This window comes from Ruegeria sp. (assembly GCF_965221235.1).
Taxonomy (GTDB): Bacteria; Pseudomonadota; Alphaproteobacteria; order Rhodobacterales; family Rhodobacteraceae; genus Ruegeria.
Genome location: NZ_CBDCRS010000004.1, coordinates 2,691,313 through 2,712,050, shown reverse-complemented (window position 1 = coordinate 2,712,050; position 20,738 = coordinate 2,691,313). Strand labels below are relative to the sequence as shown.

General features: G+C 60.3%; 23 protein-coding genes. 10 read left to right on the top strand and 13 right to left on the bottom strand.

The window, feature by feature from the left end:
- The first annotated feature begins 63 nt into the window (after positions 1 to 63).
- Complete coding sequence (locus tag ACOQOY_RS16820; protein ID WP_420587264.1) at positions 64 to 1,005, top strand: LysR family transcriptional regulator; 942 nt, start codon at positions 64 to 66, stop codon at positions 1,003 to 1,005.
- Here the strand turns inward: ACOQOY_RS16820 and ACOQOY_RS16815 are convergent.
- A complete protein-coding gene (locus ACOQOY_RS16815) occupies positions 1,002 to 1,445 on the bottom strand; it encodes a low molecular weight protein-tyrosine-phosphatase (RefSeq protein WP_420586506.1) in 444 nt (147 codons plus the stop codon). The two genes, ACOQOY_RS16820 and ACOQOY_RS16815, sit on opposite strands and share 4 nt — an antisense overlap.
- Positions 1,446 to 1,473: 28 nt before the next feature.
- On the opposite strand from ACOQOY_RS16815, the gene ACOQOY_RS16810 reads away from it, so the two are divergent.
- Together ACOQOY_RS16810 and ACOQOY_RS16805 are read left to right on the top strand one after the other, a co-directional pair.
- On the top strand, positions 1,474 to 2,169 hold the full coding sequence (locus tag ACOQOY_RS16810; RefSeq protein WP_420586505.1) for an NAD-dependent deacylase: 696 nt from the start codon (positions 1,474 to 1,476) through the stop codon (positions 2,167 to 2,169).
- Between the two features lie 69 nt (positions 2,170 to 2,238).
- The gene (locus tag ACOQOY_RS16805) at positions 2,239 to 2,862 is read left to right on the top strand and encodes an HdeD family acid-resistance protein (protein WP_420586504.1); all 624 of its coding nucleotides are present in this window, start codon (positions 2,239 to 2,241) and stop codon (positions 2,860 to 2,862) included.
- Positions 2,863 to 2,950: 88 nt separating this feature from the next.
- Here ACOQOY_RS16805 and ACOQOY_RS16800 read toward each other — a convergent pair whose 3' ends face one another.
- From ACOQOY_RS16800 to meaB, 6 genes are all read right to left on the bottom strand, one after another.
- Entirely contained in the window at positions 2,951 to 3,424 is a 474-nt protein-coding gene (locus ACOQOY_RS16800; protein ID WP_420586503.1) for a copper chaperone PCu(A)C, read from the bottom strand.
- A gap of 42 nt (positions 3,425 to 3,466) precedes the next feature.
- Complete coding sequence (locus ACOQOY_RS16795) at positions 3,467 to 3,817, bottom strand: hypothetical protein (protein WP_420586502.1); 351 nt, start codon at positions 3,815 to 3,817, stop codon at positions 3,467 to 3,469.
- An 82-nt stretch (positions 3,818 to 3,899) separates the two neighbouring features.
- Positions 3,900 to 4,085 (bottom strand): hypothetical protein, encoded by a 186-nt coding sequence (locus ACOQOY_RS16790; protein WP_420586501.1) that lies wholly within the window; start codon positions 4,083 to 4,085, stop codon positions 3,900 to 3,902.
- A gap of 133 nt (positions 4,086 to 4,218) precedes the next feature.
- A complete protein-coding gene (gene rpmB, locus ACOQOY_RS16785; protein WP_420586500.1) occupies positions 4,219 to 4,506 on the bottom strand; it encodes a 50S ribosomal protein L28 in 288 nt (95 codons plus the stop codon).
- A gap of 119 nt (positions 4,507 to 4,625) precedes the next feature.
- The gene (locus tag ACOQOY_RS16780) at positions 4,626 to 5,810 is read right to left on the bottom strand and encodes a Hint domain-containing protein (protein WP_420586499.1); all 1,185 of its coding nucleotides are present in this window, start codon (positions 5,808 to 5,810) and stop codon (positions 4,626 to 4,628) included.
- A 93-nt stretch (positions 5,811 to 5,903) separates the two neighbouring features.
- Positions 5,904 to 6,881 (bottom strand): methylmalonyl Co-A mutase-associated GTPase MeaB, encoded by a 978-nt coding sequence (meaB, locus tag ACOQOY_RS16775; protein ID WP_420586498.1) that lies wholly within the window; start codon positions 6,879 to 6,881, stop codon positions 5,904 to 5,906.
- A 188-nt stretch (positions 6,882 to 7,069) separates the two neighbouring features.
- On the opposite strand from meaB, the gene hrpB reads away from it, so the two are divergent.
- The 3 genes from hrpB (at position 7,070) to ACOQOY_RS16760 (ending at position 11,701) form a co-directional block, all read left to right on the top strand.
- Complete coding sequence (gene hrpB, locus ACOQOY_RS16770) at positions 7,070 to 9,505, top strand: ATP-dependent helicase HrpB (protein ID WP_420587263.1); 2,436 nt, start codon at positions 7,070 to 7,072, stop codon at positions 9,503 to 9,505.
- A gap of 165 nt (positions 9,506 to 9,670) precedes the next feature.
- Positions 9,671 to 10,129, top strand: a complete 459-nt coding sequence (locus ACOQOY_RS16765; RefSeq protein ID WP_420586497.1) for an NUDIX hydrolase — start codon at positions 9,671 to 9,673, stop codon at positions 10,127 to 10,129.
- Positions 10,130 to 10,222: 93 nt separating this feature from the next.
- Positions 10,223 to 11,701 (top strand): inorganic phosphate transporter, encoded by a 1,479-nt coding sequence (locus tag ACOQOY_RS16760; protein ID WP_420586496.1) that lies wholly within the window; start codon positions 10,223 to 10,225, stop codon positions 11,699 to 11,701.
- Positions 11,702 to 11,708: 7 nt separating this feature from the next.
- Here the strand turns inward: ACOQOY_RS16760 and ACOQOY_RS16755 are convergent, their stop codons facing one another.
- From ACOQOY_RS16755 to ACOQOY_RS16745, 3 genes are all read right to left on the bottom strand, one after another.
- Positions 11,709 to 12,683 (bottom strand): 2-dehydropantoate 2-reductase, encoded by a 975-nt coding sequence (locus tag ACOQOY_RS16755; RefSeq protein ID WP_420586495.1) that lies wholly within the window; start codon positions 12,681 to 12,683, stop codon positions 11,709 to 11,711.
- A gap of 66 nt (positions 12,684 to 12,749) precedes the next feature.
- Entirely contained in the window at positions 12,750 to 13,712 is a 963-nt protein-coding gene (locus tag ACOQOY_RS16750) for a pirin family protein (protein WP_420586494.1), read from the bottom strand.
- A gap of 98 nt (positions 13,713 to 13,810) precedes the next feature.
- Complete coding sequence (locus ACOQOY_RS16745; RefSeq protein WP_420586493.1) at positions 13,811 to 14,644, bottom strand: phytanoyl-CoA dioxygenase family protein; 834 nt, start codon at positions 14,642 to 14,644, stop codon at positions 13,811 to 13,813.
- 152 nt (positions 14,645 to 14,796) lie between these two features.
- Between ACOQOY_RS16745 and ACOQOY_RS16740 the strand changes: the two genes are divergently transcribed.
- Positions 14,797 to 15,276, top strand: a complete 480-nt coding sequence (locus tag ACOQOY_RS16740) for a twin-arginine translocation pathway signal (protein ID WP_420586492.1) — start codon at positions 14,797 to 14,799, stop codon at positions 15,274 to 15,276.
- Between the two features lie 36 nt (positions 15,277 to 15,312).
- Complete coding sequence (locus tag ACOQOY_RS16735; protein ID WP_420586491.1) at positions 15,313 to 15,876, top strand: ferric reductase-like transmembrane domain-containing protein; 564 nt, start codon at positions 15,313 to 15,315, stop codon at positions 15,874 to 15,876.
- Here ACOQOY_RS16735 and argF read toward each other — a convergent pair.
- Positions 15,873 to 16,799 (bottom strand): ornithine carbamoyltransferase, encoded by a 927-nt coding sequence (argF, locus tag ACOQOY_RS16730; protein ID WP_420586490.1) that lies wholly within the window; start codon positions 16,797 to 16,799, stop codon positions 15,873 to 15,875. The genes ACOQOY_RS16735 and argF overlap by 4 nt on opposite strands.
- 75 nt (positions 16,800 to 16,874) lie before the next feature.
- Entirely contained in the window at positions 16,875 to 18,062 is a 1,188-nt protein-coding gene (locus ACOQOY_RS16725; RefSeq protein ID WP_420586489.1) for an aspartate aminotransferase family protein, read from the bottom strand.
- A gap of 294 nt (positions 18,063 to 18,356) precedes the next feature.
- Here ACOQOY_RS16725 and ACOQOY_RS16720 point away from each other — a divergent pair, with 294 nt between their 5' ends.
- A complete protein-coding gene (locus tag ACOQOY_RS16720; protein WP_420586488.1) occupies positions 18,357 to 19,247 on the top strand; it encodes a DMT family transporter in 891 nt (296 codons plus the stop codon).
- Here ACOQOY_RS16720 and ACOQOY_RS16715 read toward each other — a convergent pair.
- Complete coding sequence (locus tag ACOQOY_RS16715) at positions 19,229 to 20,035, bottom strand: ABC transporter permease (protein WP_420586487.1); 807 nt, start codon at positions 20,033 to 20,035, stop codon at positions 19,229 to 19,231. The genes ACOQOY_RS16720 and ACOQOY_RS16715 overlap by 19 nt on opposite strands.
- 123 nt (positions 20,036 to 20,158) lie before the next feature.
- On the opposite strand from ACOQOY_RS16715, the gene ACOQOY_RS16710 reads away from it, so the two are divergent.
- Positions 20,159 to 20,734, top strand: coding sequence for a GcrA family cell cycle regulator (locus ACOQOY_RS16710; RefSeq protein WP_420587262.1), 576 nt, complete (start codon positions 20,159 to 20,161; stop codon positions 20,732 to 20,734).
- Positions 20,735 to 20,738: the final 4 nt, after the last annotated feature.

Genomic DNA, 20,738 nt, shown 5'->3' with positions numbered 1-20,738 from the left:
TGCCTCAATCCTTGACCTGATCTGCACTGCGCCCCAGAAATGGCGCAGCGAAAGGGATATGTGATGGTTATGAAAGGGCTGACCCTGCGCGGGCTCGAGGTATTCGAGGCCTTGGCGCGAACGGGATCGGTGGCGCAGGCAGCCCAGATCACAGGGCTCAGCCAGCCGTCGGTGTCGCAGCAATTACGCAATCTTGAAAACGCCCTGGGAACCGAACTGGTCGACCATGGTCGGCGCCCCATGCGGTTGACACAGGCCGGGCGCAGCTTTCAGGCGCGGGCCGAAGCGGTTCTGGCCGAGCTACAGATGGCGCAGAGCGAACTGACCGTGATGGACCTTGGGCATCTCACGACGCTGTCCATCGGCTTGATTGACGATTTCGACAACGACTTGACCCCGCGACTGGCCACTCTGCTGGCCGACAGCCTCACCCGGTCCAAGTTCAAGCTGATCACCCTGCCCAGCCTTGATCTGTTCGCCGATCTTGAGGCGCAGCGCCTGCACATGGCCGTTTCGGCCCATACCGGCGAGTTGCTGGAAGGCGTGGTCGAATACCCTCTGGTGCAGGACCCGTTCATTCTGGTGACGCCCAAAGGCGCCGAAAACGCCACACAGACCCTGCCCTTTTTGCGCTACGCCCGCGAGCAACTGATCAGCCGGCAGATTGAGTCGCATCTGGCACGGCAACAGCTGAACTTTGAGGAACGGTTCGAGATCGGCTCGCATCTGGCGCTGATGGCGATGGTTGCACGAGGCCTTGGCTGGGCGATCACCACGCCGCTGGGCTATATGCGTGCTGCACGATTCCACGATGGGCTCGAGGCGCACCCTGCCCCGTTCGGAGAGTTCTCGCGCACCATATCGCTGTTTACCCGCACGGACTGGTCCGATCAGGTACCGCAAGAGGTCGCAGGAATGATGCGCCGCCTGATGCGCAGCCAGATCGTCGATCCGGCGTTGACGCAGTTGCCCTGGCTGGCGGACAGGCTGAAAGTGATGAATTAACCGCGCAGGTGCGCGTCCAACCCTTCAACCGCCGCCTCGATCAGGTCTAACGCCCCATCGAAATCACGCGTGTAATAAGGATCCGGCACGTGATCTGCCCCGGCATGAGGGGCAAAATCAGTCAGCAGGCGCACCGGGGTGTCATTCCCCAGTGGTCGCAGTTCCTCGATTCGGGCGATGTTTTTGGCATCCATACCGATGATCAGATCAAAACGGTTGAAATCCTCGGCCACGAACTGCCGCGCCCGCAGGTCACTCAGGTCAATACCACGCGACCGCGCCGCCGTTTGCATCGGCCGATAGGGTGGATCGCCAATATGCCAGTCCGAGGTTCCGGCACTGTCGGTGCTGTGATGGGGCGCACGGGCGCGGAATACGCCCTCAGCGGCGGGAGATCGGCAGATATTGCCCAGACAGACAAAGAGGATACGGTGTGTCATGGGCCAAGGTGTAGCGTGTGAGGCAAAGATGGAAAAGATCGTCATTCTGACCGGGGCCGGGATTTCTGCCGAAAGCGGGTTGGGTACGTTCCGCGATGAGGGTGGGCTCTGGGCGCAGCACCGGATTGAAGATGTCGCCACACCCGAAGGCTTTGCCCGCAACCCGGCCCTGGTCCACGCGTTTTACAACGCCCGCCGGGTTCAGGCCGCCAAGGCTAAGCCCAATGACGCGCATATCGCGCTGGCCCGGTTGCAACGTGACTGGCCCGGAGAGGTGGTGATCGTCACCCAGAATGTCGACAGCCTGCACGAGGCCGGTGGCGCCGAGAACGTCGTCCACATGCACGGCCTTCTGGCCGGTGCCTTATGCGCAAGCTGCGGCCACCGATGGACCTCCCCGCCCGAAATGGCCGTGGCTGAGCCCTGCCCCGCCTGCGCTGCGCCCACCGCACGGCCCGATGTGGTCTGGTTCGGTGAGATGCCCTATTATATGGACGCAATCTACGACCATCTGGCAGGGGCTGCGTTCTTTGCCTCGATCGGCACCTCTGGTCAGGTCTATCCCGCTGCTGCCTTCGTGCACGAGGCCCGGCTTTCCGGAGCGCAGACGATTGAGCTGAACCTCGACCCGTCAGATGGCGCATCCGTTTTCGATCAGGTCATTCTGGGTCCGGCCACGGAAACCGTTCCTCGTTGGGTCGACGGACTGCTCGGCAGTCATTGAGCGCACAGCCCGCAGACACAGGCCAAATTTTCCGTTTATAGTAAAGCCGTAACACGCCCGGAGGCCCCTATGACCGATCCCCAACCCCCACGCGAAGAAATCCTGGACAGCAGCAGCTTTGAGGACCGCGATGCGCTTGGAGATCAGTTGGCAGGCTTGTGGTGGACCTTCCTGCTGCGCGGTATTTTCGCCGCGTTGCTGGGGGTCGCGGCATTGTTCTGGCCGACGAGCAGCATATCACTGCTGCTACGACTGCTCGGGCTGTTGCTGGTATTGGACGGCGGCCTGACTCTGCTGGGCTTCGGACGGCGCGGCCTGATCGGCGGTGCCGGGGTCGGAGCCCTGCTGATCGGGCTGGTGTTGCTGATATGGCCCGAAGGCGTGGCCCGCCTGACCTTTTTCCTGCTGGGCGCATGGGCGTTTATCGTCGGCGTCGGTTCGTTGATGGCGTGGCGGCAAATGACCGATCAACATCCCGATGCGCCCTCGGTCCGCAATTCCGGGATCGTCGCACTGGTCATCGGCCTGGCTCTGATCTTCTGGCCCGCTGGCGGAATGGTCGCACTGGGTTGGGCAATTGCCTTCGCGGCGCTGGCCTTCGCAGCTGTGATGTTCTGGCTGGCGGCCCGATTCAAACGTGCCCATGAACGCATTGAGATGCGGGTTGTGGAGATGCGGGTTGTGAACCGCTGAACTTGCCCTCGGAACGACAGCAGGCCGGGCAAAGCCCGGCCTGACGCATGGATGACGGCCGCAGCGCGGCCTGAAGACAGGCGTGGTCTTAGTGAGAATGCGATCCGTGACCGCCCTTGTCCTGACGCTCCAGATCAACTGGCACTTCGATTTCAACCGCGCCCGCTTTTTCAAAGATCAGTGTTACCGGCACTGTTGCGCCCTGCTCAAACGGGCCCGTCAGCCCCATGAACATCACATGATCGCCCCCCCGCTTCAGTATACGCGCTTCACCGGCAGGAATGACAAACCCATCTTCGATGTGAACCATCTTTGCGACGCCATTGTCGTCGATGAGGTGGCTGTGCAGTTCAACCCGTACGGCAGCATCCGACTCGACGGCAATCAACCGGTCATCACTGTCGCCTGTATTCTGGATCATCATAAAAGCTGCGCCGGCTTTGGCCGACTTGCCGGACGACCGCGCGTAAGCGTCGTCAACGGTGATCGTAGCCTCTGCAAATGCTGCGGTGGCCAAAGTTGCGGCAGCAAGCGCTGCCAGAAAGTGTGTTTTGAGGGCCATTGCGCCTCTCCGTGTTAGGTGTCTGATAGAATTACGAAATCTTCAGATCACAACCGGAGGCGCCCGGGCAGGACTGGCAGGAACCGGCGACGCAACGAGGCTCTGAGCCTCGCGCACAGGGGTTGGTTGAACCCGGTCCGGGGCCGTGGGCAGCACCTGATCCACCTCGGCAATCGCCCCCAGCACGCTCAACGCATAGTCCGGGCAATAGTGCGGAGGACGGGTCGGCTGCCCTTCGGCATCCATATACACCACCACCGGGCCAGTGCCGGTACACAGCACCATATGCCCCACCGCTCGGTCCATCCCGCGCGACGCGGCCAGCCCCTGCCCTGTCAGAACGACAAGCAGAGACAGCACAAATGCCAGAAACCTGTTCCGAGAATGTTTCATCCTGCGCCCGGTATAGGCCCAGCGAAAAGCAGGCTTCAAGCGCAATCAGGTGCGTCCGAAGCCCGCAGCTTGGCTCTGTCCGTCAGCTGTCAATTCCGGGACGTTTAACAGATCCTTTGGTCAGGCTGGTGTGCAACCTGTTCACCTGACGCTGCATCCGAACACATGTCCCAATGGTTTTGCCGTAAACGGCCGCCAACAGGGAGAGGAAATCAGAAGACTTGTAAGACATGAGAATGAACTCCGCCGGATGAATATGCTTAAACATATTGCGATCCACGGGCAGTGTATGTGAACAATATCACCATATATCGATATTTCGTATCAACCGGCAGGGACGTTCAGACACGAAAAAGCCCTGCACCTTGCGGTACAGGGCTGAATTCCAAGCGGAAAAACGATCAGGCCGAAGCTTGTGCCTTGGCGATCTCTTTTTTCACTTTCAGCGCGTTGGACGACAGTTCTTCGTCCTTGGCTTTCGCCAGGAACGCGTCCAGACCACCACGGTGGTCAACCGAGCGCAGAGCAGCCGCCGAGATGCGCAGCTTGATGCCACGGCCCAGGGTTTCGGACTGCAGGGTTACGTCGTTCAGGTTCGGCAGAAAACGACGTTTGGTTTTGTTGTTGGCGTGGCTGACATTGTTGCCAGTCATCGGGCCTTTTCCGGTCAGTTCGCAGCGGCGCGACATGGTTTCTTCCTTTGTTTCTGGAGGCCCGGCGTAACGCCTGCGGCCAAATCACAAGGGGCGCAACCCGAAGTCGCGCCCGAAAACTGGTTGGATGCGTGTAGTGGGAATCGCCAGAAGGGTCAAGACACGCGGTGCGAAATCTTTGCCTGCACGTCGAATTCCTGTGACCCTCCTCTTTGCAGCAGGGATTTGTTGTTTTTCAGATGCCGACTTACCAGCCGCATCTGCTGAGCGCCACGGGGAATCAAACGGGCGGGATCCATGGCATAGTCTTTGTTCGCCAGCTCAGGAAAAATCTCAAAAATCTCCTGCCGGGCTGCATTGCTGAGGGATTTCAGCGCTTCCGGTCCGGTAAAAAGGCTTTCGGTTGGGGCGTGTTCCGCGAAGATCACCTGATGCTGGTCGAACAGCAGGTGAAAATATTCAACCTCCGAAACGCTTTCATCGACAAAAATACCCGGCAATGCGGTCAGCTTGATTGCCGGTATCAACACCTCAGACGCGCCAAACATGCGCTCGGCGATTCTGGACTGCACCAGCATCCGGTGCTGGCGCGACACCAGAAGATCGCGCTGCGGCAACCCTTCGCCCAGCGCCCCGGCAAGGATGCGAACAGGAAACAGCCGCGGTTTAGCCTGTAACGCGGCACGGTCAAAGTGGCGGCGACCGATCCAGCGGACAGGTTTCGCACCATGGCCCAGCGCCAGCACCCGGTCCCCGACACGAATATTCTGGATCGGGACCGACCCATTTTCTGAAAGTATACGCGTGTCACGGGTAAAACATGGCACGCCGGACCCGTTTTCAAAGCTCTGGTAGGCAACCGTAATGCCCGAGGGCAGTGTGAAAGAGCCACTGGAAAGGGAATAGCTGACACCGTCCTGAACAGTGATGGTACCAAACGTATCGTCGGTGATTACCGTACCCACCGGCAAGTTCAGCGTATCGGTTCCGCTCCCTCCGCGGATATCGGTCGATACGGTTGTACTGCTGAAATTCAGGGTGTCATCGTTATTGCCCAGTCGTATCGTGCCCACTGAGGAGCCGCTGACTGACACGGTGTCCGCCCCGCTCCCGGCACCGACCCTACCGCCGATGGTACTGCCGGTGATGGTGATCGTATCACTCCCGGCATTGCCCAGAACCACGCCTGAAACAACACTACCGTCGATATCAATGGTGTCATTGCCCGCCTGCCCCCGAACGTTGTCAATGGGTGAACCCTGAGGCGTGCCATTCAGGGTGCCATTGTTGTTCGTGACATCAATGTCGTCGTCGCCGTTCGTCCCATTTATGTTGGGCATATCAGACGGTTCCCGGGTTTGTACCCTCCGACCATAGCATCATTTGTCTGGCGGGTCAGCCCAAAGCTCAACCTGAGATTGCGGCCCCGCGACCTATTCGGCAATCAGGGTCGCCAGCATATCCGTTGCCGCCGCCGAAGGGCTGAGCTGGCCGGCGCTGACCTGCGCGCCAAAGCGTTCCATATCGAACCGGGCCTGCGGGGTGGACAGACGCGCAAGCAGGGCCGAACGGACCTCCTGCTCGAACCAATACTGCGCCTGAGCCGCCCGGTTCGTATCCCAATGGCCATTGTCACGCCGCCACTTGGTCAGGACCTGCATCTCGTCCCATGCCTTGTCCAGGCCATGCTCTTCAACCGCCGAAACGGTCATCGCCTTGGGAAAACCCTCGGGGTCCTGTGGCCGCTTGCGCAACAAACGCAGAGCCCCCGCGTAGTCGGCACACGTGCGGGTGGCAGTAGGCTTGAGGTCACCATCCGCCTTGTTCACCAGAATCATATCGGCCATTTCCATGATGCCGCGTTTGACCCCCTGCAATTCGTCCCCGCCCGCGGGCGCAAGCAGCAGAAGGAACAGATCAGACATCTCAGACACCACTGTCTCGGACTGACCGACGCCAACGGTTTCGATCAGCACCACGTCGAACCCGGATGCTTCGCACAGGGCGATGGCTTCGCGGGTGCGACGGGCGACACCGCCCAGATGCGACTGGCTGGGTGAGGGTCGGATAAAGGCGTTTTTCTCGCGGCTCAAGCGTTCCATTCGCGTCTTGTCGCCCAGAATCGAACCACCCGAGCGGGTTGAACTTGGATCAACCGCCAGAACCGCCACGCGCAGCCCCAGCCCGATCAACATCATACCAAAGCTCTCGATAAAGGTGGACTTCCCCACCCCCGGCGTACCTGAGAGCCCGATGCGCAAGGACTGACGGCCGGCCCCGCTGAGATGAGCAAGCAATTCTGCCGCCTGCGCCCGGTGATCCGCGCGGCCACTTTCGACCAGAGTGATGGCGCGGGCCAGCGCGCGCCGCTCTCCGTTCAGGATTCTGTCACCAAGGCTGCTGATTTCCATTCCGTCCCCGATCTTTTTCGGCATGACTACTTGCAGCCTAGAAAAGGGGTTTGTCCAGACCGGACTGTTCTAGGACCCCGTATTTCACGCCTGTGCAAAATCAGGGCGAGGCAGGAATACGAAAGACCAATAGAGCAGCGGCAAGAGTGGAACTGGACCTTGCTCTGCGCTTGGCGGATAAAGCGCCTATGACGACACGCCTGCCCATTGACGACGCGATCCCGGAACTGCTTGAGGTCCTGCAATCTCATGGGCGCGCGGTTTTGCAGGCCCCGCCCGGCGCGGGCAAGACGACGCGTGTGCCACTGGCGATGCTGGATGCAGGCCTGTGTGACGGTCGGATCGTCATGCTGGAGCCGCGCAGACTTGCCGCCCGCACCGCTGCCGAACGGATGGCGCAAACGCTGGGTCAGCGTGTTGGTGAGACCGTCGGCTACCGGGTGCGGGGTGAGGCGAAAGTGTCAAAAGGCACCCAGATCGAGGTCGTCACCGAGGGCATTCTGACCCGTATGCTGCAATCCGACCCTGACCTGCCCGGCGTCGGCGCAGTGATCTTCGACGAATTCCACGAACGCTCGTTGAACGCAGATCTCGGGCTGGCGCTGTGCCTTGAGGTGACCGGCGCGCTGCGGGACGATCTGATCCTGCTGGCCATGTCGGCGACGCTGGATGCCGGCCCTGTCGGCCGGTTGATGCAGGCCCCTCTGGTCACGTCGGAAGGGCGCAGTTACCCGGTCGAGACCCGCTGGCTGGACCGCCCCTTAGGCCCGCAGGCGCGGCGTCTGGACGCGCTCGTCGATCTGGTCGTTCAGGCCGAGCGCGAAACCGAAGGCGGTATGCTGGTTTTTCTGCCCGGAGAGGGGGAAATCCGGCGCGCCGAGGCTGCGTTGTCTAAGCGCTTACCCGCCACTTGCACGGTGCAGCCCTTGTTCGGGGCGATGCCGTTCGCGGCACAGCGTTCGGCGATTGCTCCGGTGAGCACGGGACGCAAGGTGGTGCTGGCCACGTCAATTGCCGAAACCTCTCTGACCATTCCCGATATACGCGTGGTGGTGGATATGGGACAGGCGCGACGGGCTCGGTTCGATCCGGGCTCGGGCATGTCGCGGCTGGTGACTGAGCGTGTAACGCGCGCCGAAGCAACACAACGCGCAGGCCGCGCGGGGCGCGTTGCCAAAGGCGTATGTTACCGGCTGTGGTCCAAAGGCGAAGACGGCGCCTTGGCCGCCTACCCCCCGGCCGAGATCGAAGCCGCAGACCTGACCGGACTGGCTCTGGAACTGGCGCTCTGGGGGGCTGCCGCTGGCGATCTGGCCTTTCTGACCCCCCCGCCTGACGGCGCAATGGCCGAGGCGAAGGCGCTGTTGCGAATGCTCGGCGCTTTGGACATCAACGGGCGGATCACGGATCACGGACGGGCGCTGGCAACATTGCCTCTGCACCCACGTCTGGGGCACATGCTGGTGCGCGCCGGGTCCGAGGCTGCGCCGTTGGCCGCCTTGATGGCGGAACGGGATCCGCTGAGGGGCGCTCCGACGGATTTGCTGCTGAGGCTCGAAGCATTGCGCGACCTTCGCGCCTTTCAGCGCAACCGGATCTGGCAGGTCAATGCAGGCGCAATGGACCGGATCAAAACCGAAGCCAAACGGTTACGCGCGCAGCCCGGGTCTGATGATCTGAGCCCGGCCGCTATGGCCGCTCTGGCTTATCCCGACCGGATTGGGCAACGTCGCAAGGGGGATACGCCGCGATACGTTCTGTCCGGCGGCAAAGGCGTTGCGCTGGACAACGGCGACACTCTGGCCGCCGCGCCCTATCTGGTGGTCACAGACACCGACGGGAACCCACGCGAAGCCCGAGTTCGGATGGCCGTTCAGATCAGCGAAGGTGAAATTCGCGACCTGTTTGCCGACCAGATCGAGTGGATCGACAGTTGCGTCTGGTCCAAACGCGACCGGCGGGTTGTGGCGCGACGGCAGGAATGCTTTGGCGCAGTAACGCTCGATGACCGCATCTGGAAGGACGTGCCGGATGAGGCCGTAGCTCTCGCAATGCTGGACGGGGTCCGCGATCTGGGTCTGCGCTTGAACGGCGCTGCGGCACGATTGGCTGCCCGTGTGGAACTGGTGCGCACCGAAGGGGCCGACTTGCCGGATTTCTCGATCGACGGCTTGATGGACACGCTGGAGGATTGGCTGCTGCCCATGCTCTCGGGCGTGCGCAGCGCCGAAGATTGGAAGCGGTTTGACCTGCTCCCCCCTCTGCGCGCCCGTCTGGACTGGAACCAGACGCAAGAGCTGGACCGCAGCGCCCCCGGTTCATTTGAAACGCCACTTGGGCGGCGGGTGCCGATTGACTACAGCGGTGCAGTGCCGGAGATCTCGGTTCGCCTGCAAGAGCTGTTTGGGGTGACCCTCCATCCGGTTGTGGGCGGAGAGGCACTGAAGATTACCCTGCTGTCCCCAGCGCAACGCCCGATCCAGATCACGCGCGATCTGCCGGGGTTCTGGGCGGGGTCATATGCGGATGTGCGCAAGGACATGCGCGCCCAATACCCAAAACATCCGTGGCCCGAAGACCCTACGCAAGCTGATCCAACCCTGCGCGCGAAACGGCGAAACTGACGCAAATCTTCACCGTTTGTTCAAATTTTTCGACGAAACCTTTCGGCAGTTGCGCCAGAATGGCAGTCGTTTCCATTTTAAGCAGCTTAAGGTTCATTGAAGATGCAAGGTTTCGTTGCTATGTCACAGCCTTCTTACATTCACACACGCGCAAGCGATCAGGTAATGACAAAATGGCTGCGAAATATCTGGGAAGAGGTCGCCCGACCGCTTTTCCTGCGCCCCCGGCGGGTGCAGTTTGCGGCGCTGTGTACCCGAACCACGGATAACGGGCCAGAGGTTCTGCTGATCACAAGCCGCGACACCGGCCGCTGGATCATTCCCAAGGGGTGGCCGATTGACGGCCTGAGCGGGGCTGAAACCGCCTTGCAGGAAGCCTGGGAAGAAGCCGGTGTGCATGCGCAACGTCCCCAAAATGAACCGGTTGGGCAGTTCACCTACGACAAAATCCTCAAGGATGGGTCCGCGCAACCCGTGTTGACCAGTGTTTACCGGATCGAAGTACAGGACTTGGCTGAGGACTACCCCGAAGCAGGTCAACGCAAACGGGTCTGGGTTTCCCCTTCGACCGCCGCTGAGCGTGTAAATGAGCCCGAATTGCGCGAACTACTGCTTCGAATGTAACAGTTTCGCGAAGTTTTGATGACAGAGTGGTTGCCGGGATAACCGAAACCGGATAGCCGCGAGCCTCAATTCAAAAAGAGCTGAAGCGCGCCCATGTCAAATTCGAACACCAAATCCCGCTGGCAGGCTTTGGACAGCGATCTACACCGGATATCGCGCGTCGAAAGCGCAAATGTCCACGTCGCGCGCCCAATGCTGGCACCGGGCATCGCGCTGGCCTTTATCGCTGTAGCTGGGCTGACGGCTGCGGTTCTGTTCGGGCAGGCCGATGGAGGGCTGATCGTCGTCGCGGCGGCGGCCTTCGGGGCCTATATGGCGATCAATATCGGTGCCAACGACGTAGCCAACAACATGGGTCCCGCTGTTGGCGCCAATGCGCTGACCATGGGGGGCGCTATCGTCATTGCCGCCATCGCAGAAAGCGCGGGCGCGCTGCTGGCGGGCGGAGACGTGGTCTCGACCATTTCCAAGGGGATCATCGATCCGGCTTCGGTTCAGGATAGCAACGTGTTTATCTGGGCGATGATGGCGGCGCTGATCTCATCTGCGATGTGGGTCAATCTGGCGACTTGGTTTGGCGCGCCGGTTTCAACGACCCATTCGGTCGTAGGTGGCGTGATGGGGGCCGGTATCGCCGCCGCCGGGCTGAGCGCTGTCAGCTGGGGTACGATGAGCACGATTGCCGCAAGCTGGGTGATCTCTCCTGTTCTGGGCGGAGTGATCGCGGCCGGGTTCCTTGCGCTGATTAAGGCCAAAATTCAGTATCAGGACGATAAAATTGCCGCGGCAAGACGCTGGGTTCCGATCCTTGTAGCCCTTATGGCGGGGGCGTTTGCCACCTATCTGGCCGTCAAAGGCCTGAAACGGATCGTGAAGGTTGACCTTGAGGTAGCGTTGTTGGTTGGTCTGGCCGCCGGGCTGTTGGCTTGGGCGGCGACGGTACCTTGGGTCCGGCACAAGTCCGAGGGGCTGGAAAACCGCACCAAATCCCTGAAAACTCTGTTTGGTCTGCCGCTGGTCATCTCGGCCACTTTCCTGAGCTTTGCCCACGGCGCGAATGATGTGGCCAATGCGGTTGGCCCATTGGCCGCCATCGTACACGCAGCTGAGTTCGGCGATTTCGCCTCAAAAGTGGCTATCCCAAGCTGGGTCATGGTGATCGGTGCCTTTGGGATATCGTTCGGCCTGTTCCTGTTCGGCCCCAAACTGATCCGCATGGTCGGCAGCCAGATCACCAAACTGAACCCGATGCGGGCCTTCTGCGTAGCGCTTTCCGCCGCGATTACGGTGATCGTGGCCAGCTGGCTGGGCCTTCCCGTCAGCTCAACACATATCGCTGTCGGCGCCGTGTTTGGCGTCGGGTTCTACCGCGAATGGCATTCAGACCGGCGGTGGAAGCAGTCAAACCAACAACGCCCGCCGCAGCAGCGACTGGCGCGTGAGGAACATCAGCGCCGCAAACTGGTGCGCCGTTCGCATTTCATGACCATCGTGGCGGCCTGGGTGATCACAGTCCCCGCCGCCGCCGTGATGTCGGCATCAATCTTCTGGATTCTGACCTTGTTCCAATAGGCGCGCCTCATCCGAGGATTTGCCCCGGCGACATCGGGGCTGCTGGCGGGGTTTCGATCAATTCACGCACCGTTTGGCAAATGGGTGTTGCAACGCCGGACTGCGCGCCAAGACGAATGATCTCACCTTGTAGGCTGTCGATCTCGGTCGGTCGGCCTGCACTCAGGTCATACGCCATCGAAGTACGCGCGCTGGGATCGATGGTGAGCATCCGCGCGGCGATCCGGGTAAAGATCGGGGTCGGCAGACGCAAAATATACGGCGTCATCCATGCGGGCAGAGGCGTGGTCGACACAACCGGATGTCCGGCTGCCTTCAGCACGGCCAGTGCCTCGGCCATTTGATCCGCCATCAAACACCGCCATTCGCGGTTGAGAAGTTGCTGTTTCAACGTCAGTCCGGACAAGGCGTTCAGCGCGTTGTTGAGGTTGATCACCAGTTTGCCCCACTGCACAGCCTCGATGTCGTCGCTTTCGATCACCGGCAAGTCCACGCTGCTGAGAATCTGGTCCAGCGCGCCAGGGCCGCTCTGCACCACGATTTCGCCAGATGTAGCGCGATGAAAACAGGCGGGCTCCAACGGCACGACATTGAAAGGCACCATGCCTGCCCGCACGTCATGTTCCGGCAGGGCCGTACGCAGGATGCGCGCATTTTCCATACCATTTTGCCAAGACATTACCGGGATTGAGCTGGGCGTATGTTGCGCGATGCCGCCAGCCATGGTCGCAGTTGCACCGGCCTTTACGGTTACGATGACCAACTCTGCGTCGGTCAAACAGGCGGCATCCTCGGTCAGGGTCAGATCCCGCGCCGGGACATGACAGTGCAGGTCCGAAAAATCCGTGACTGTCAGACCTTTGTCCCGGATCGGGTCCAGAATACGCGCGCGGCCGAACAGGGTGACGTTATGTCCGGCCTCAGACATTAACGCCCCGCAATAACAGCCAATGCTACCCGACCCCGCGATGACGATCTTCATGGCGCCCCTCCCTGCCGGAAAGGATCGCCGGGATTGGGTAGGCAGACAAGGCCCCCTGACGCTTGGTCAGCGTGCCAATCTGGGTTTGGTGCGTTCAAGCTCTGCCGAGATCGGGATGAATTCCTGATCATCCCCGGGCGGCAAATGAAACGCCCCGTTCGCCCAGTCGGCGGTTTTCCATTCGCGCGTTGCGTTTTCAATCTTCTCTTTCGACGAGGACACGAAGTTCCACCAGATATAACGATCTTCGTTTAGCGTCGCGCCGCCCAGCAGCATCAGCCGGGCGCCAGTTGGACCGGCCTTGACCGACAGCCTGTCGCCGGGGCGGAACACCATCATGCGACCTTGGTCAAACATATCGCCCGCAACCTCAACCGAACCCTGGGTGACATAGACGCCCCGGTCCTCATGATCGTCCGGCAGCGGGAAAGACGCGCCGGGATCAAGCTGTACGTCCAGATAGAAGGTTTCCGACGGCATCGTGACCGGGCTGGTTTCACCATAGGCCGAACCGAGGATCAGTCGGGCGCTGACACCGGCATCCTGAAGATGGGGCAGCGCGCCCTGTTTGTGATGCTCAAACGCCGGGGCCATATCTTCCTGGGCCTCGGGCAGTGCAATCCAGGTTTGAATGCCAAACAGGCTGTGCCTTTTGCCCCGCGTTTCTTCACTGGTGCGTTCTGAATGCGTGACACCACGACCTGCCACCATCCAGTTGACCTCGCCCGGATAGATCATCTGATGGGTTCCGAGGCTGTCGCGGTGTTCAAACTCGCCCTGATACAGGTAGGTCACTGTACCCAAACCGATATGAGGATGCGGGCGAACGTCGATACCGCCATCGGTGATAAATTCCGCCGGTCCCATCTGATCGAAGAAGATGAACGGCCCGACCAGTTGCCGTTTGACCGAGGGCAAGGCGCGGCGCACCTCGAACCCACCCAGATCTCGGGCCCGCGGGATGATCAGTGTCTCCAGCGCAGAGCCCTCTGATACACATTCCGGATTATGTGTTGGGTTCCAGCTCATGCTCAGGCTCCTAGGATCAGGGGTTTGTTCACTGATGCAGGATATAGGGCGAAATCACGGCAATACACGCGCAATTTCGCACACAATCCGTGCGCATGTCAGACGGTATTGCGCGGCCAGAGTTGCGGGAAAAACGGGCCGTCGAGGCGGTCGCCTTCGCGGTAGCCCGCGGCCTCGAACTGGGCGCGTTCATCCTTGGCCCAATCGCCGCGATAGCGGATCATGCCGTCGGGTGCCGTCATGCGCAAAGTGAACCGGCGCACCGTCTCGGATGGCGTGACCGAAGACAGGCCTCCGTGCAGGGTGCGCATGTCGAAAAAGATGCAATCGCCCGCGTCCATATCCCATTGCAGCAGATCATAAGCATCCGGGTCCGCGTTTACATCGGGCGGCGGGTGATAGGTTTGGCCTGCAACTTCGGTCGGTTCATAGCTGGGGTGACCGTCGGCGAAACGCACGCGCATGAACAGCTTGTCCCAAAGGTGTGAGCCTTTGACAAAAGCGATGCCGTTTTCCTTGGTCACAGGTTCCAGCGGCAGCCAGAGCACGCACATAGTACCCTGAAAGTCAAAATAGGACAGATCCTGATGGAAGGGTGGGCGCGAAGTTGATCCGGCCTCGCGCAGAAACCAGTTGTCCATAACCAGATTGACCGCCGCGGCGCCAAGCAGTTGCGCGGCAAGGGGCGCGCAGGGGGAATTGTGAACAAAATCCGAGAATTGTGGGATTTTGTTCCAGGCCCAGAAATCCTCAAAATAAGCCGGGGCATCGGGGTCTTTTGTGTGGCGCGTAAAGTTGTCGGTTGGGTTGGCGAGATCTGCGTCTATCCCTTCGCGCAGTGTTTCCAGCCAAGTTTCCGAGAATTTGGACCTGAGCACCACGGCACCGTCGCGCCTGAATGCTGCGATTTCTTCGGGCGTGATGTGATCCATGTGCCTGGCCTTTCGTTCGATTGGCGTCTGGGTATCAGGATTGCAGCGCGCAGGAATGTGCGTCAAAGGAATTCACAATTCGCCACAGCCCCCTCGGAATGAATTGCAATCGTGCTATCTTAGAACGACAGGTAAAATCTCAAGAGGTTTTCATGGCTGGTTCATCACTCAACCGTCGTTCCCTGATCGCTGGCGGAGGGGCTATTTTAGCATCCGGCCTGCTGGTACCTGCGCGCGCAGCTGGTCTTGCGCCGACACCAACGATGCGGGGCGGGTCTAACAACTACCGGCCCGGAGCACCTATCGTTGAGCGGATCGGTGGTGGCGGGTTCTGGATGACGGGAACCGTGCGCCGCGCGGGCGACGGTGCTCCCCTGCCCGGCCAGCGCATCCAGATTTGGGCACATACGACCGAAGGGCATGAGCGCGACCAGCGCAGCCATGGCGCGACGCTGACGGATGCCAATGGAGAATTCCGCCTTGAGATGCCGCAGATTGTGCCTGCTTTTGGGCAACCACATGGCCATCTGGCGTATGACAGTGGTGAGTTTGAAACGGTGTTTCTGCGGCCAGTTATGGCCAGCGCACGCGACAAGACCCTCGCGGCGCATTTTGTATTGCAGCCAGTCTGATTGGTGCGGAAGCGAATTGCGATCTGGGCGGCTTTGTTGACTGCCCTTCTGGTGCCGGTGATTGCGGCAGCCTTTAGTCCCTATCTGGCATGGCGTGAACCGGTTTACATCGTTGCAGGGTTTGCCGGGATCTTCAGCATGTGCCTGCTATTGCTGCAGCCACTTTTGGCGGGTCGCGAATTGCCCGGGTTATCCGCGATAGCAAACCGACATTTGCACCGATTGGTTGGACTGGCGTTTGTTGCGGCCATCATGATCCATGTCGGTGGACTTTGGATCACCAGCCCACCTGATGTTGTTGATGCGTTGCTGTTTGTGTCGCCGACGCCGTTCTCTGCGTGGGGTGTCGTCGCCATGTGGGCCGCGTTTGCGGCGGCCTTATTTGGTGTTTTTCGGAGCCGCATGAACCTTCGGTTCCGAGTCTGGAGGCTGAGTCACACCGGGCTGGCCAGTGTGACCATTCTTGGCAGCGTGGTGCACGCGATGCTGATCGAAGGCACTATGGAAATCATGACCAAAACTGCCTTGTGCGCGCTGGTTCTGCTGGCGAGCGTACGCACGCTCGCCCGCATGCGGGTTTGGGATATCAAACGACGCTAAACGTCCAGACACCAGCGCATGACCGCCTTTTGCGCGTGCAGGCGGTTTTCAGCCTCATCAAAGACCACTGAGCTGGGGCCGTCCATGACTTCGGATGTCGCTTCTTCTTCGCGATGCGCGGGCAGGCAGTGCATGAACAGCGCGTCGGGTTTGGCATGCGACATCAGCTCGGCGTTCACCTGATACGGACGCAACAGGTTATGGCGGCGCTCCTTTGCGGATTGGGAATCGTGCATCGAAACCCATGTATCGGCCACAACCAGATCAGCCCCTTCAACAGCTTTGAACGGATCGCGTTCAACAACGATCCGCGAGCCTTTTTGACGCGCGAACCCCATAAACTCTTCTTCCGGATCGAACTGGGCCGGCCCGGTAAAAGTCAGGTCAAACCCGAACTGGCCTGCCGCGTGCAGGAACGAGGCGCAGACATTGTTGCCATCGCCCGCCCAGACGACCTTTTTGCCTGCGATCGGGCCACGATGTTCTTCGAAGGTCAGGACATCGGCCATGATCTGGCAAGGATGCGTGCGGTCTGTCAGGCCATTGATAACTGGCACGTCCGCGTATTCGGCCATCTCGGTCAGGATGGTCTCGTCAAAGGTTCGGATCATGATCATGTCGACATAGCGCGACAGCACGCGGGCGGTATCGGCGATAGTCTCCCCGTGGCCCAGCTGCATGTCCTTGCCCGACAGCACCATGGTCTGCCCGCCCATCTGGCGAACACCAACGTCAAATGACACGCGTGTCCGAGTCGAAGGTTTTTCAAAGATCAGTGCCACCATGCGACCTGCCAGCGGCTGATCATCATCCAAGGCCACCTTGGGGCGACCCAGACGGGCTTGTTTCATGGCACCGGCCTGATCGATCATGACCCGCAGATCGGTCGCCTCAGTTTTGTGAATGTCGAGAAAATGGTTCATGTCGTTTCGCTTTTGGCTTTTGGCGGGTGGGGATCAAGTCTCACACCCTCCGGGTATTTGGGAAATGATGAAGTATCAGGCGGTTGCGAGGTTGGCTTCGATTTGCCCTGCGGCTTTTTCAAGGCGGATCAGGGCCTGAGCGATGTCATCCTCGGTCAGGGTCAGCGGGGGCAGCAGACGGACCACGTTGTCGGCGGCCGGGACGGTGATAACCTCATTGTCGTAACCCGCATTGACGACGTCGATATTGGTCGCCTTGCACTTGAGACCCAACATCAGGCCTGAACCACGGACTTCTTCAAAAACGTCGGGGTGGTCGGCAATCAGCCCTTCGAGCTTCTGGCGCAGCAAACCTGCTTTGCGGTTCACGCCCTCCAGAAAGGCCGGAGTGGCAACCTGATCAATCACCGCACATCCAACGGCGCAGCCGAGCGGGTTGCCTCCATAAGTGGAGCCATGGGTGCCTGCGGTCATGCCACTGGCGGCGTTTTCGGTGGCCAGCACTGCGCCCAGAGGGAAACCGCCGCCGATGCCTTTTGCGACCATCATGATATCGGGGGTGATGCCTGCCCATTCATGCGCAAAAAGCTTGCCGGTTCGGCCCACACCACATTGCACCTCATCCAGTATCAAAAGCAGACCGTTGTCGTCGCAGATCTGGCGCAGCGCTTTAAGCTCAGCGTCAGGAACGGGGCGGATGCCGCCCTCGCCCTGAACGGGTTCGATCATAATCGCCGCGGTTTTGTCAGTGATGGCATTGGTGACGCCGTCGAGGTCTCCGAATGTCAGATGCACGAAGCCGGGCAGCAGCGGGCCAAAGCCCTTGGTCATTTTCTCAGACCCGGCAGCGGCGATGCCAGCCGAGGACCGACCGTGGAATGAGCCGTCGAATGTAATGATCTCGACCCGTTCAGGCTGACCTTTGTCATAGAAATATTTGCGGGCCATTTTCACAGCCAGTTCACAGGATTCCGTGCCCGAGTTCGTGAAGAAGACGGTATCGGCAAAGGTATGCTCGACCAGCTTGTCGGCCAACGCCTGCTGCTGCGGTATGTGATAGAGGTTCGAGACATGCCACAGCGCATGCGCTTGCTCGGTCAGCGCGGCCACCAGCGCCGGATGCGCATGGCCCAGCGCGTTCACCGCAATCCCTGCGCCAAGGTCCAGAAAACGTCGGCCATCCGCCTCGGTCAGCCAGGCGCCTTCGCCCTTCACGAATGTCAGGGGCGCACGATTATAGGTCGGCAGAACGGACGGGATCATGGGATCATCCTTTTCAGATAGTTTAAGCCCTGTGAGTGATACACCGGGGCCATGGTCGTCAACTGATTTGGTGAGGATTGCGCAGAATTAGAGCACGCAAATGGATCAAACGGGCCGGTTACGCAGAAAAGCGTCGGCGTCGGAGGCGCAGGATATGTGCGGTTTTGATCATGCGGGCCGTATAGCGGTCTGTGTGACCTCTGAAAACCCTGAAAATTGCCTGATTGATATTTCAGTTCGAGACCGTGCAATTGACGCTTGCCATTTTGTGCCCGCTGACGCACCGCTGTGACCATGAAACCTGTCGCCCAGAACCCTGCCCTTGCGGCCCTGCTTATCGTTGCAGCCAGCGCCCTGCTGGCAGGCACCACTCTGCTGGCCAAGGCGCTGGGGACCGATACGCTCGGCCCCGCGCTGCACCCGATGCAGATCAGCCATGGGCGGTTTTTGTTCGCGTTTATCGTCATTGTCACGGCTGTCGGCATCCTGCGCCCGTCGCTGAGCCGCCCCCATTGGGGCCTGCATATTGGGCGGACAAGCTTTGGCTGGCTCGGGATCACGCTGATGTTTGCCTCGGTCGCGTTCATACCGATTGCCGACGCCACCGCGATTTCCTTTCTGAACCCCGTCTTTGCGATGGTGCTGGCCATTCCGCTTTTGAAAGAAGGCGTTGGACCGTGGCGCTGGTTGGCGGCGGCGGTCGCACTGACCGGGGCTTTGGTTCTGCTGCGCCCGACACCGGAAAGCTTTCAGCCTGCGGCCCTGCTGGCCTTGACGGCGGCGGCCGTGATCGGGATGGAGCTGATCTTTATCAAAAAGCTCTCGGGTCGTGAAATTCCGATCCAGATTCTGCTGATCAACAACGCGATGGGTCTGACCATTGCCTCGGTTGCGATCAGCTTTGTGTTTCAATGGCCGACGCCGCAGCAATGGGCGGCGCTAGCGGGGATTGGTGTTCTAATGGCCTGCGCGCAGGCGTGCTTTGTCAATGGCATGGCGCGCGCCGATGCGTCCTTTGTGGCCCCCATCAGCTATGCGACGCTGCTTTTTGCTGCGTTCTATGACTTTGCCATTTTCAGCGTGGTTCCGGATGCCATCAGCCAGATCGGTTCGGCCATAATCCTGACCGGAGGGCTGATTCTGGTCTGGCGGGAAACCCGGCAGCGTCAGGCCTTGAGCCGATAGCCCGTCCGCAGCATCTGCCAGGTGACGGCACCGACCACCACTATCGCCCCCGAACAAACAGCAATCCCCAGCCATGGCGAGCTATCGGATGTGCCAATCATGCCATAGCGCAGGCCGTCGATCAGATAAAAGACCGGATTGATATGGCTGAGGCGATTCAGAATCGGCGGCAAAGCCTCGACCGAGTAGAACGTACCGGACAGGAACGCCAACGGAGTGACGATAAAATTGGTGATTGCCGCCATCTGGTCGAACTTGTTGGCGAAGATGCCTGCAAACAGGCCCAGAGCGCCCATGAATGCCCCGCCAAGAACCACAAAGATCAGCGCGATCAACGGGTTTTGCGGCACCAAACCCAAGACCAGCGCCAACGCAACCCCGACAACGCAAGCAATCAAAAGGCCGCGGGCAATGGCACCGGCCAGATAGCCCAGCAGAATCTCCAGCGGCGACAGCGGCGGCATCAGCGTATCGACGATGTTGCCCTGCACTTTCGAGATGACCATTGAGGACGAAGTGTTGGCAAAGGCATTCTGGATCACCGTCATCATCATGATACCCGGTGCAAGGAACGTCAGGAACGGCACACCCATCACGTCAGACCGGCTGGGTCCGATCGCGATATTGAAGATCAGCAGAAACAGCCCCGCCGTAACCAAAGGCGCCAACAGCGTTTGCGTCCAGACCGCCAGAAAGCGCAGTGTTTCGCGCTGTGCCAGCGTGTAAAGGCCCATCCAGTTGACCGCTCCGAAACGGCGTTCGTTCTGCTCAAGGGGAATCTGCATCATCTGACCTCAACCTGATTCGAAGACCGCTTGTAACTCGGGCAGCAGTGATTAGAATAGGGCGCTGAGACGATTTCCCAAGGCGGCCCGAATCCGGGGCCGCTTTCCGCTTTTGAAAGGCAAATGATGTCCTGGACTGACGAGCGTGTAGAGCTGCTGAAAAAGATGTGGGGCGAGGGCCAGTCGGCCAGCCAGATCGCCAAGGAACTGGGCGGCGTGACCCGCAATGCCGTAATCGGCAAGGTTCACCGTCTGGGCCTGTCGAACCGCGCTGCCGGTGCCAGCCCGGCCAAGGCCGAGCCCAAGGAAAAACCGGCCCCCGCGCCAAAGGCCGAGGCCAAGCCAAAACCAACCCCCAAGACCGAACCGGCGCGCCCGGCCCCTGCCCCGACAGCCGAGGCCAAACCCGCTGTCCCCGCCCGCCGTCAGATCATCCCGGCCGGCCAGCCGCTGCCGCCGCAGCCCTCGGCCAATGAAATCAGCCCTGAGGCATTGGCCAAGGTCAACGAGGTTGAGAAAAAGGCCAAGAAGCTGACGCTGATGGAACTGACCGAGAAAACCTGCAAATGGCCCGTGGGCGACCCCGCGACCGAGGATTTCTGGTTCTGTGGCCTGCCGGTTGAAGCGGGCAAGCCCTATTGCGAGGCGCATGTGGGCGTGGCGTTCCAGCCCATGAGCTCGCGTCGGGATCGTCGGCGGTGATTGG

Bases quoted from the DNA above. Each gene is read 5' to 3' on its own strand.
- ACOQOY_RS16720 (WP_420586488.1), top strand. From the start codon at position 18,357: ATGAAACCTGTCGCCCAGAACCCTGCCCTTGCGGCCCTGCTTATCGTT.
- ACOQOY_RS16740 (WP_420586492.1), top strand. From the start codon at position 14,797: ATGGCTGGTTCATCACTCAACCGTCGTTCCCTGATCGCTGGCGGAGGG.
- ACOQOY_RS16820 (WP_420587264.1), top strand. From the start codon at position 64: ATGGTTATGAAAGGGCTGACCCTGCGCGGGCTCGAGGTATTCGAGGCC.
- ACOQOY_RS16765 (WP_420586497.1), top strand. From the start codon at position 9,671: ATGACAAAATGGCTGCGAAATATCTGGGAAGAGGTCGCCCGACCGCTT.
- ACOQOY_RS16805 (WP_420586504.1), top strand. From the start codon at position 2,239: ATGACCGATCCCCAACCCCCACGCGAAGAAATCCTGGACAGCAGCAGC.
- ACOQOY_RS16715 (WP_420586487.1), bottom strand. From the start codon at position 20,035: ATGATGCAGATTCCCCTTGAGCAGAACGAACGCCGTTTCGGAGCGGTC.
- ACOQOY_RS16750 (WP_420586494.1), bottom strand. From the start codon at position 13,712: ATGAGCTGGAACCCAACACATAATCCGGAATGTGTATCAGAGGGCTCT.
- argF (WP_420586490.1), bottom strand. From the start codon at position 16,799: ATGAACCATTTTCTCGACATTCACAAAACTGAGGCGACCGATCTGCGG.
- ACOQOY_RS16780 (WP_420586499.1), bottom strand. From the start codon at position 5,810: ATGCCCAACATAAATGGGACGAACGGCGACGACGACATTGATGTCACG.
- ACOQOY_RS16800 (WP_420586503.1), bottom strand. From the start codon at position 3,424: ATGGCCCTCAAAACACACTTTCTGGCAGCGCTTGCTGCCGCAACTTTG.
- ACOQOY_RS16710 (WP_420587262.1), top strand. From the start codon at position 20,159: ATGTCCTGGACTGACGAGCGTGTAGAGCTGCTGAAAAAGATGTGGGGC.
- ACOQOY_RS16795 (WP_420586502.1), bottom strand. From the start codon at position 3,817: ATGAAACATTCTCGGAACAGGTTTCTGGCATTTGTGCTGTCTCTGCTT.
- ACOQOY_RS16725 (WP_420586489.1), bottom strand. From the start codon at position 18,062: ATGATCCCGTCCGTTCTGCCGACCTATAATCGTGCGCCCCTGACATTC.
- ACOQOY_RS16810 (WP_420586505.1), top strand. From the start codon at position 1,474: ATGGAAAAGATCGTCATTCTGACCGGGGCCGGGATTTCTGCCGAAAGC.
- ACOQOY_RS16760 (WP_420586496.1), top strand. From the start codon at position 10,223: ATGTCAAATTCGAACACCAAATCCCGCTGGCAGGCTTTGGACAGCGAT.
- meaB (WP_420586498.1), bottom strand. From the start codon at position 6,881: ATGGAAATCAGCAGCCTTGGTGACAGAATCCTGAACGGAGAGCGGCGC.
- rpmB (WP_420586500.1), bottom strand. From the start codon at position 4,506: ATGTCGCGCCGCTGCGAACTGACCGGAAAAGGCCCGATGACTGGCAAC.
- ACOQOY_RS16745 (WP_420586493.1), bottom strand. From the start codon at position 14,644: ATGGATCACATCACGCCCGAAGAAATCGCAGCATTCAGGCGCGACGGT.
- ACOQOY_RS16755 (WP_420586495.1), bottom strand. From the start codon at position 12,683: ATGAAGATCGTCATCGCGGGGTCGGGTAGCATTGGCTGTTATTGCGGG.
- ACOQOY_RS16790 (WP_420586501.1), bottom strand. From the start codon at position 4,085: ATGTTTAAGCATATTCATCCGGCGGAGTTCATTCTCATGTCTTACAAG.
- hrpB (WP_420587263.1), top strand. From the start codon at position 7,070: ATGACGACACGCCTGCCCATTGACGACGCGATCCCGGAACTGCTTGAG.
- ACOQOY_RS16815 (WP_420586506.1), bottom strand. From the start codon at position 1,445: ATGACACACCGTATCCTCTTTGTCTGTCTGGGCAATATCTGCCGATCT.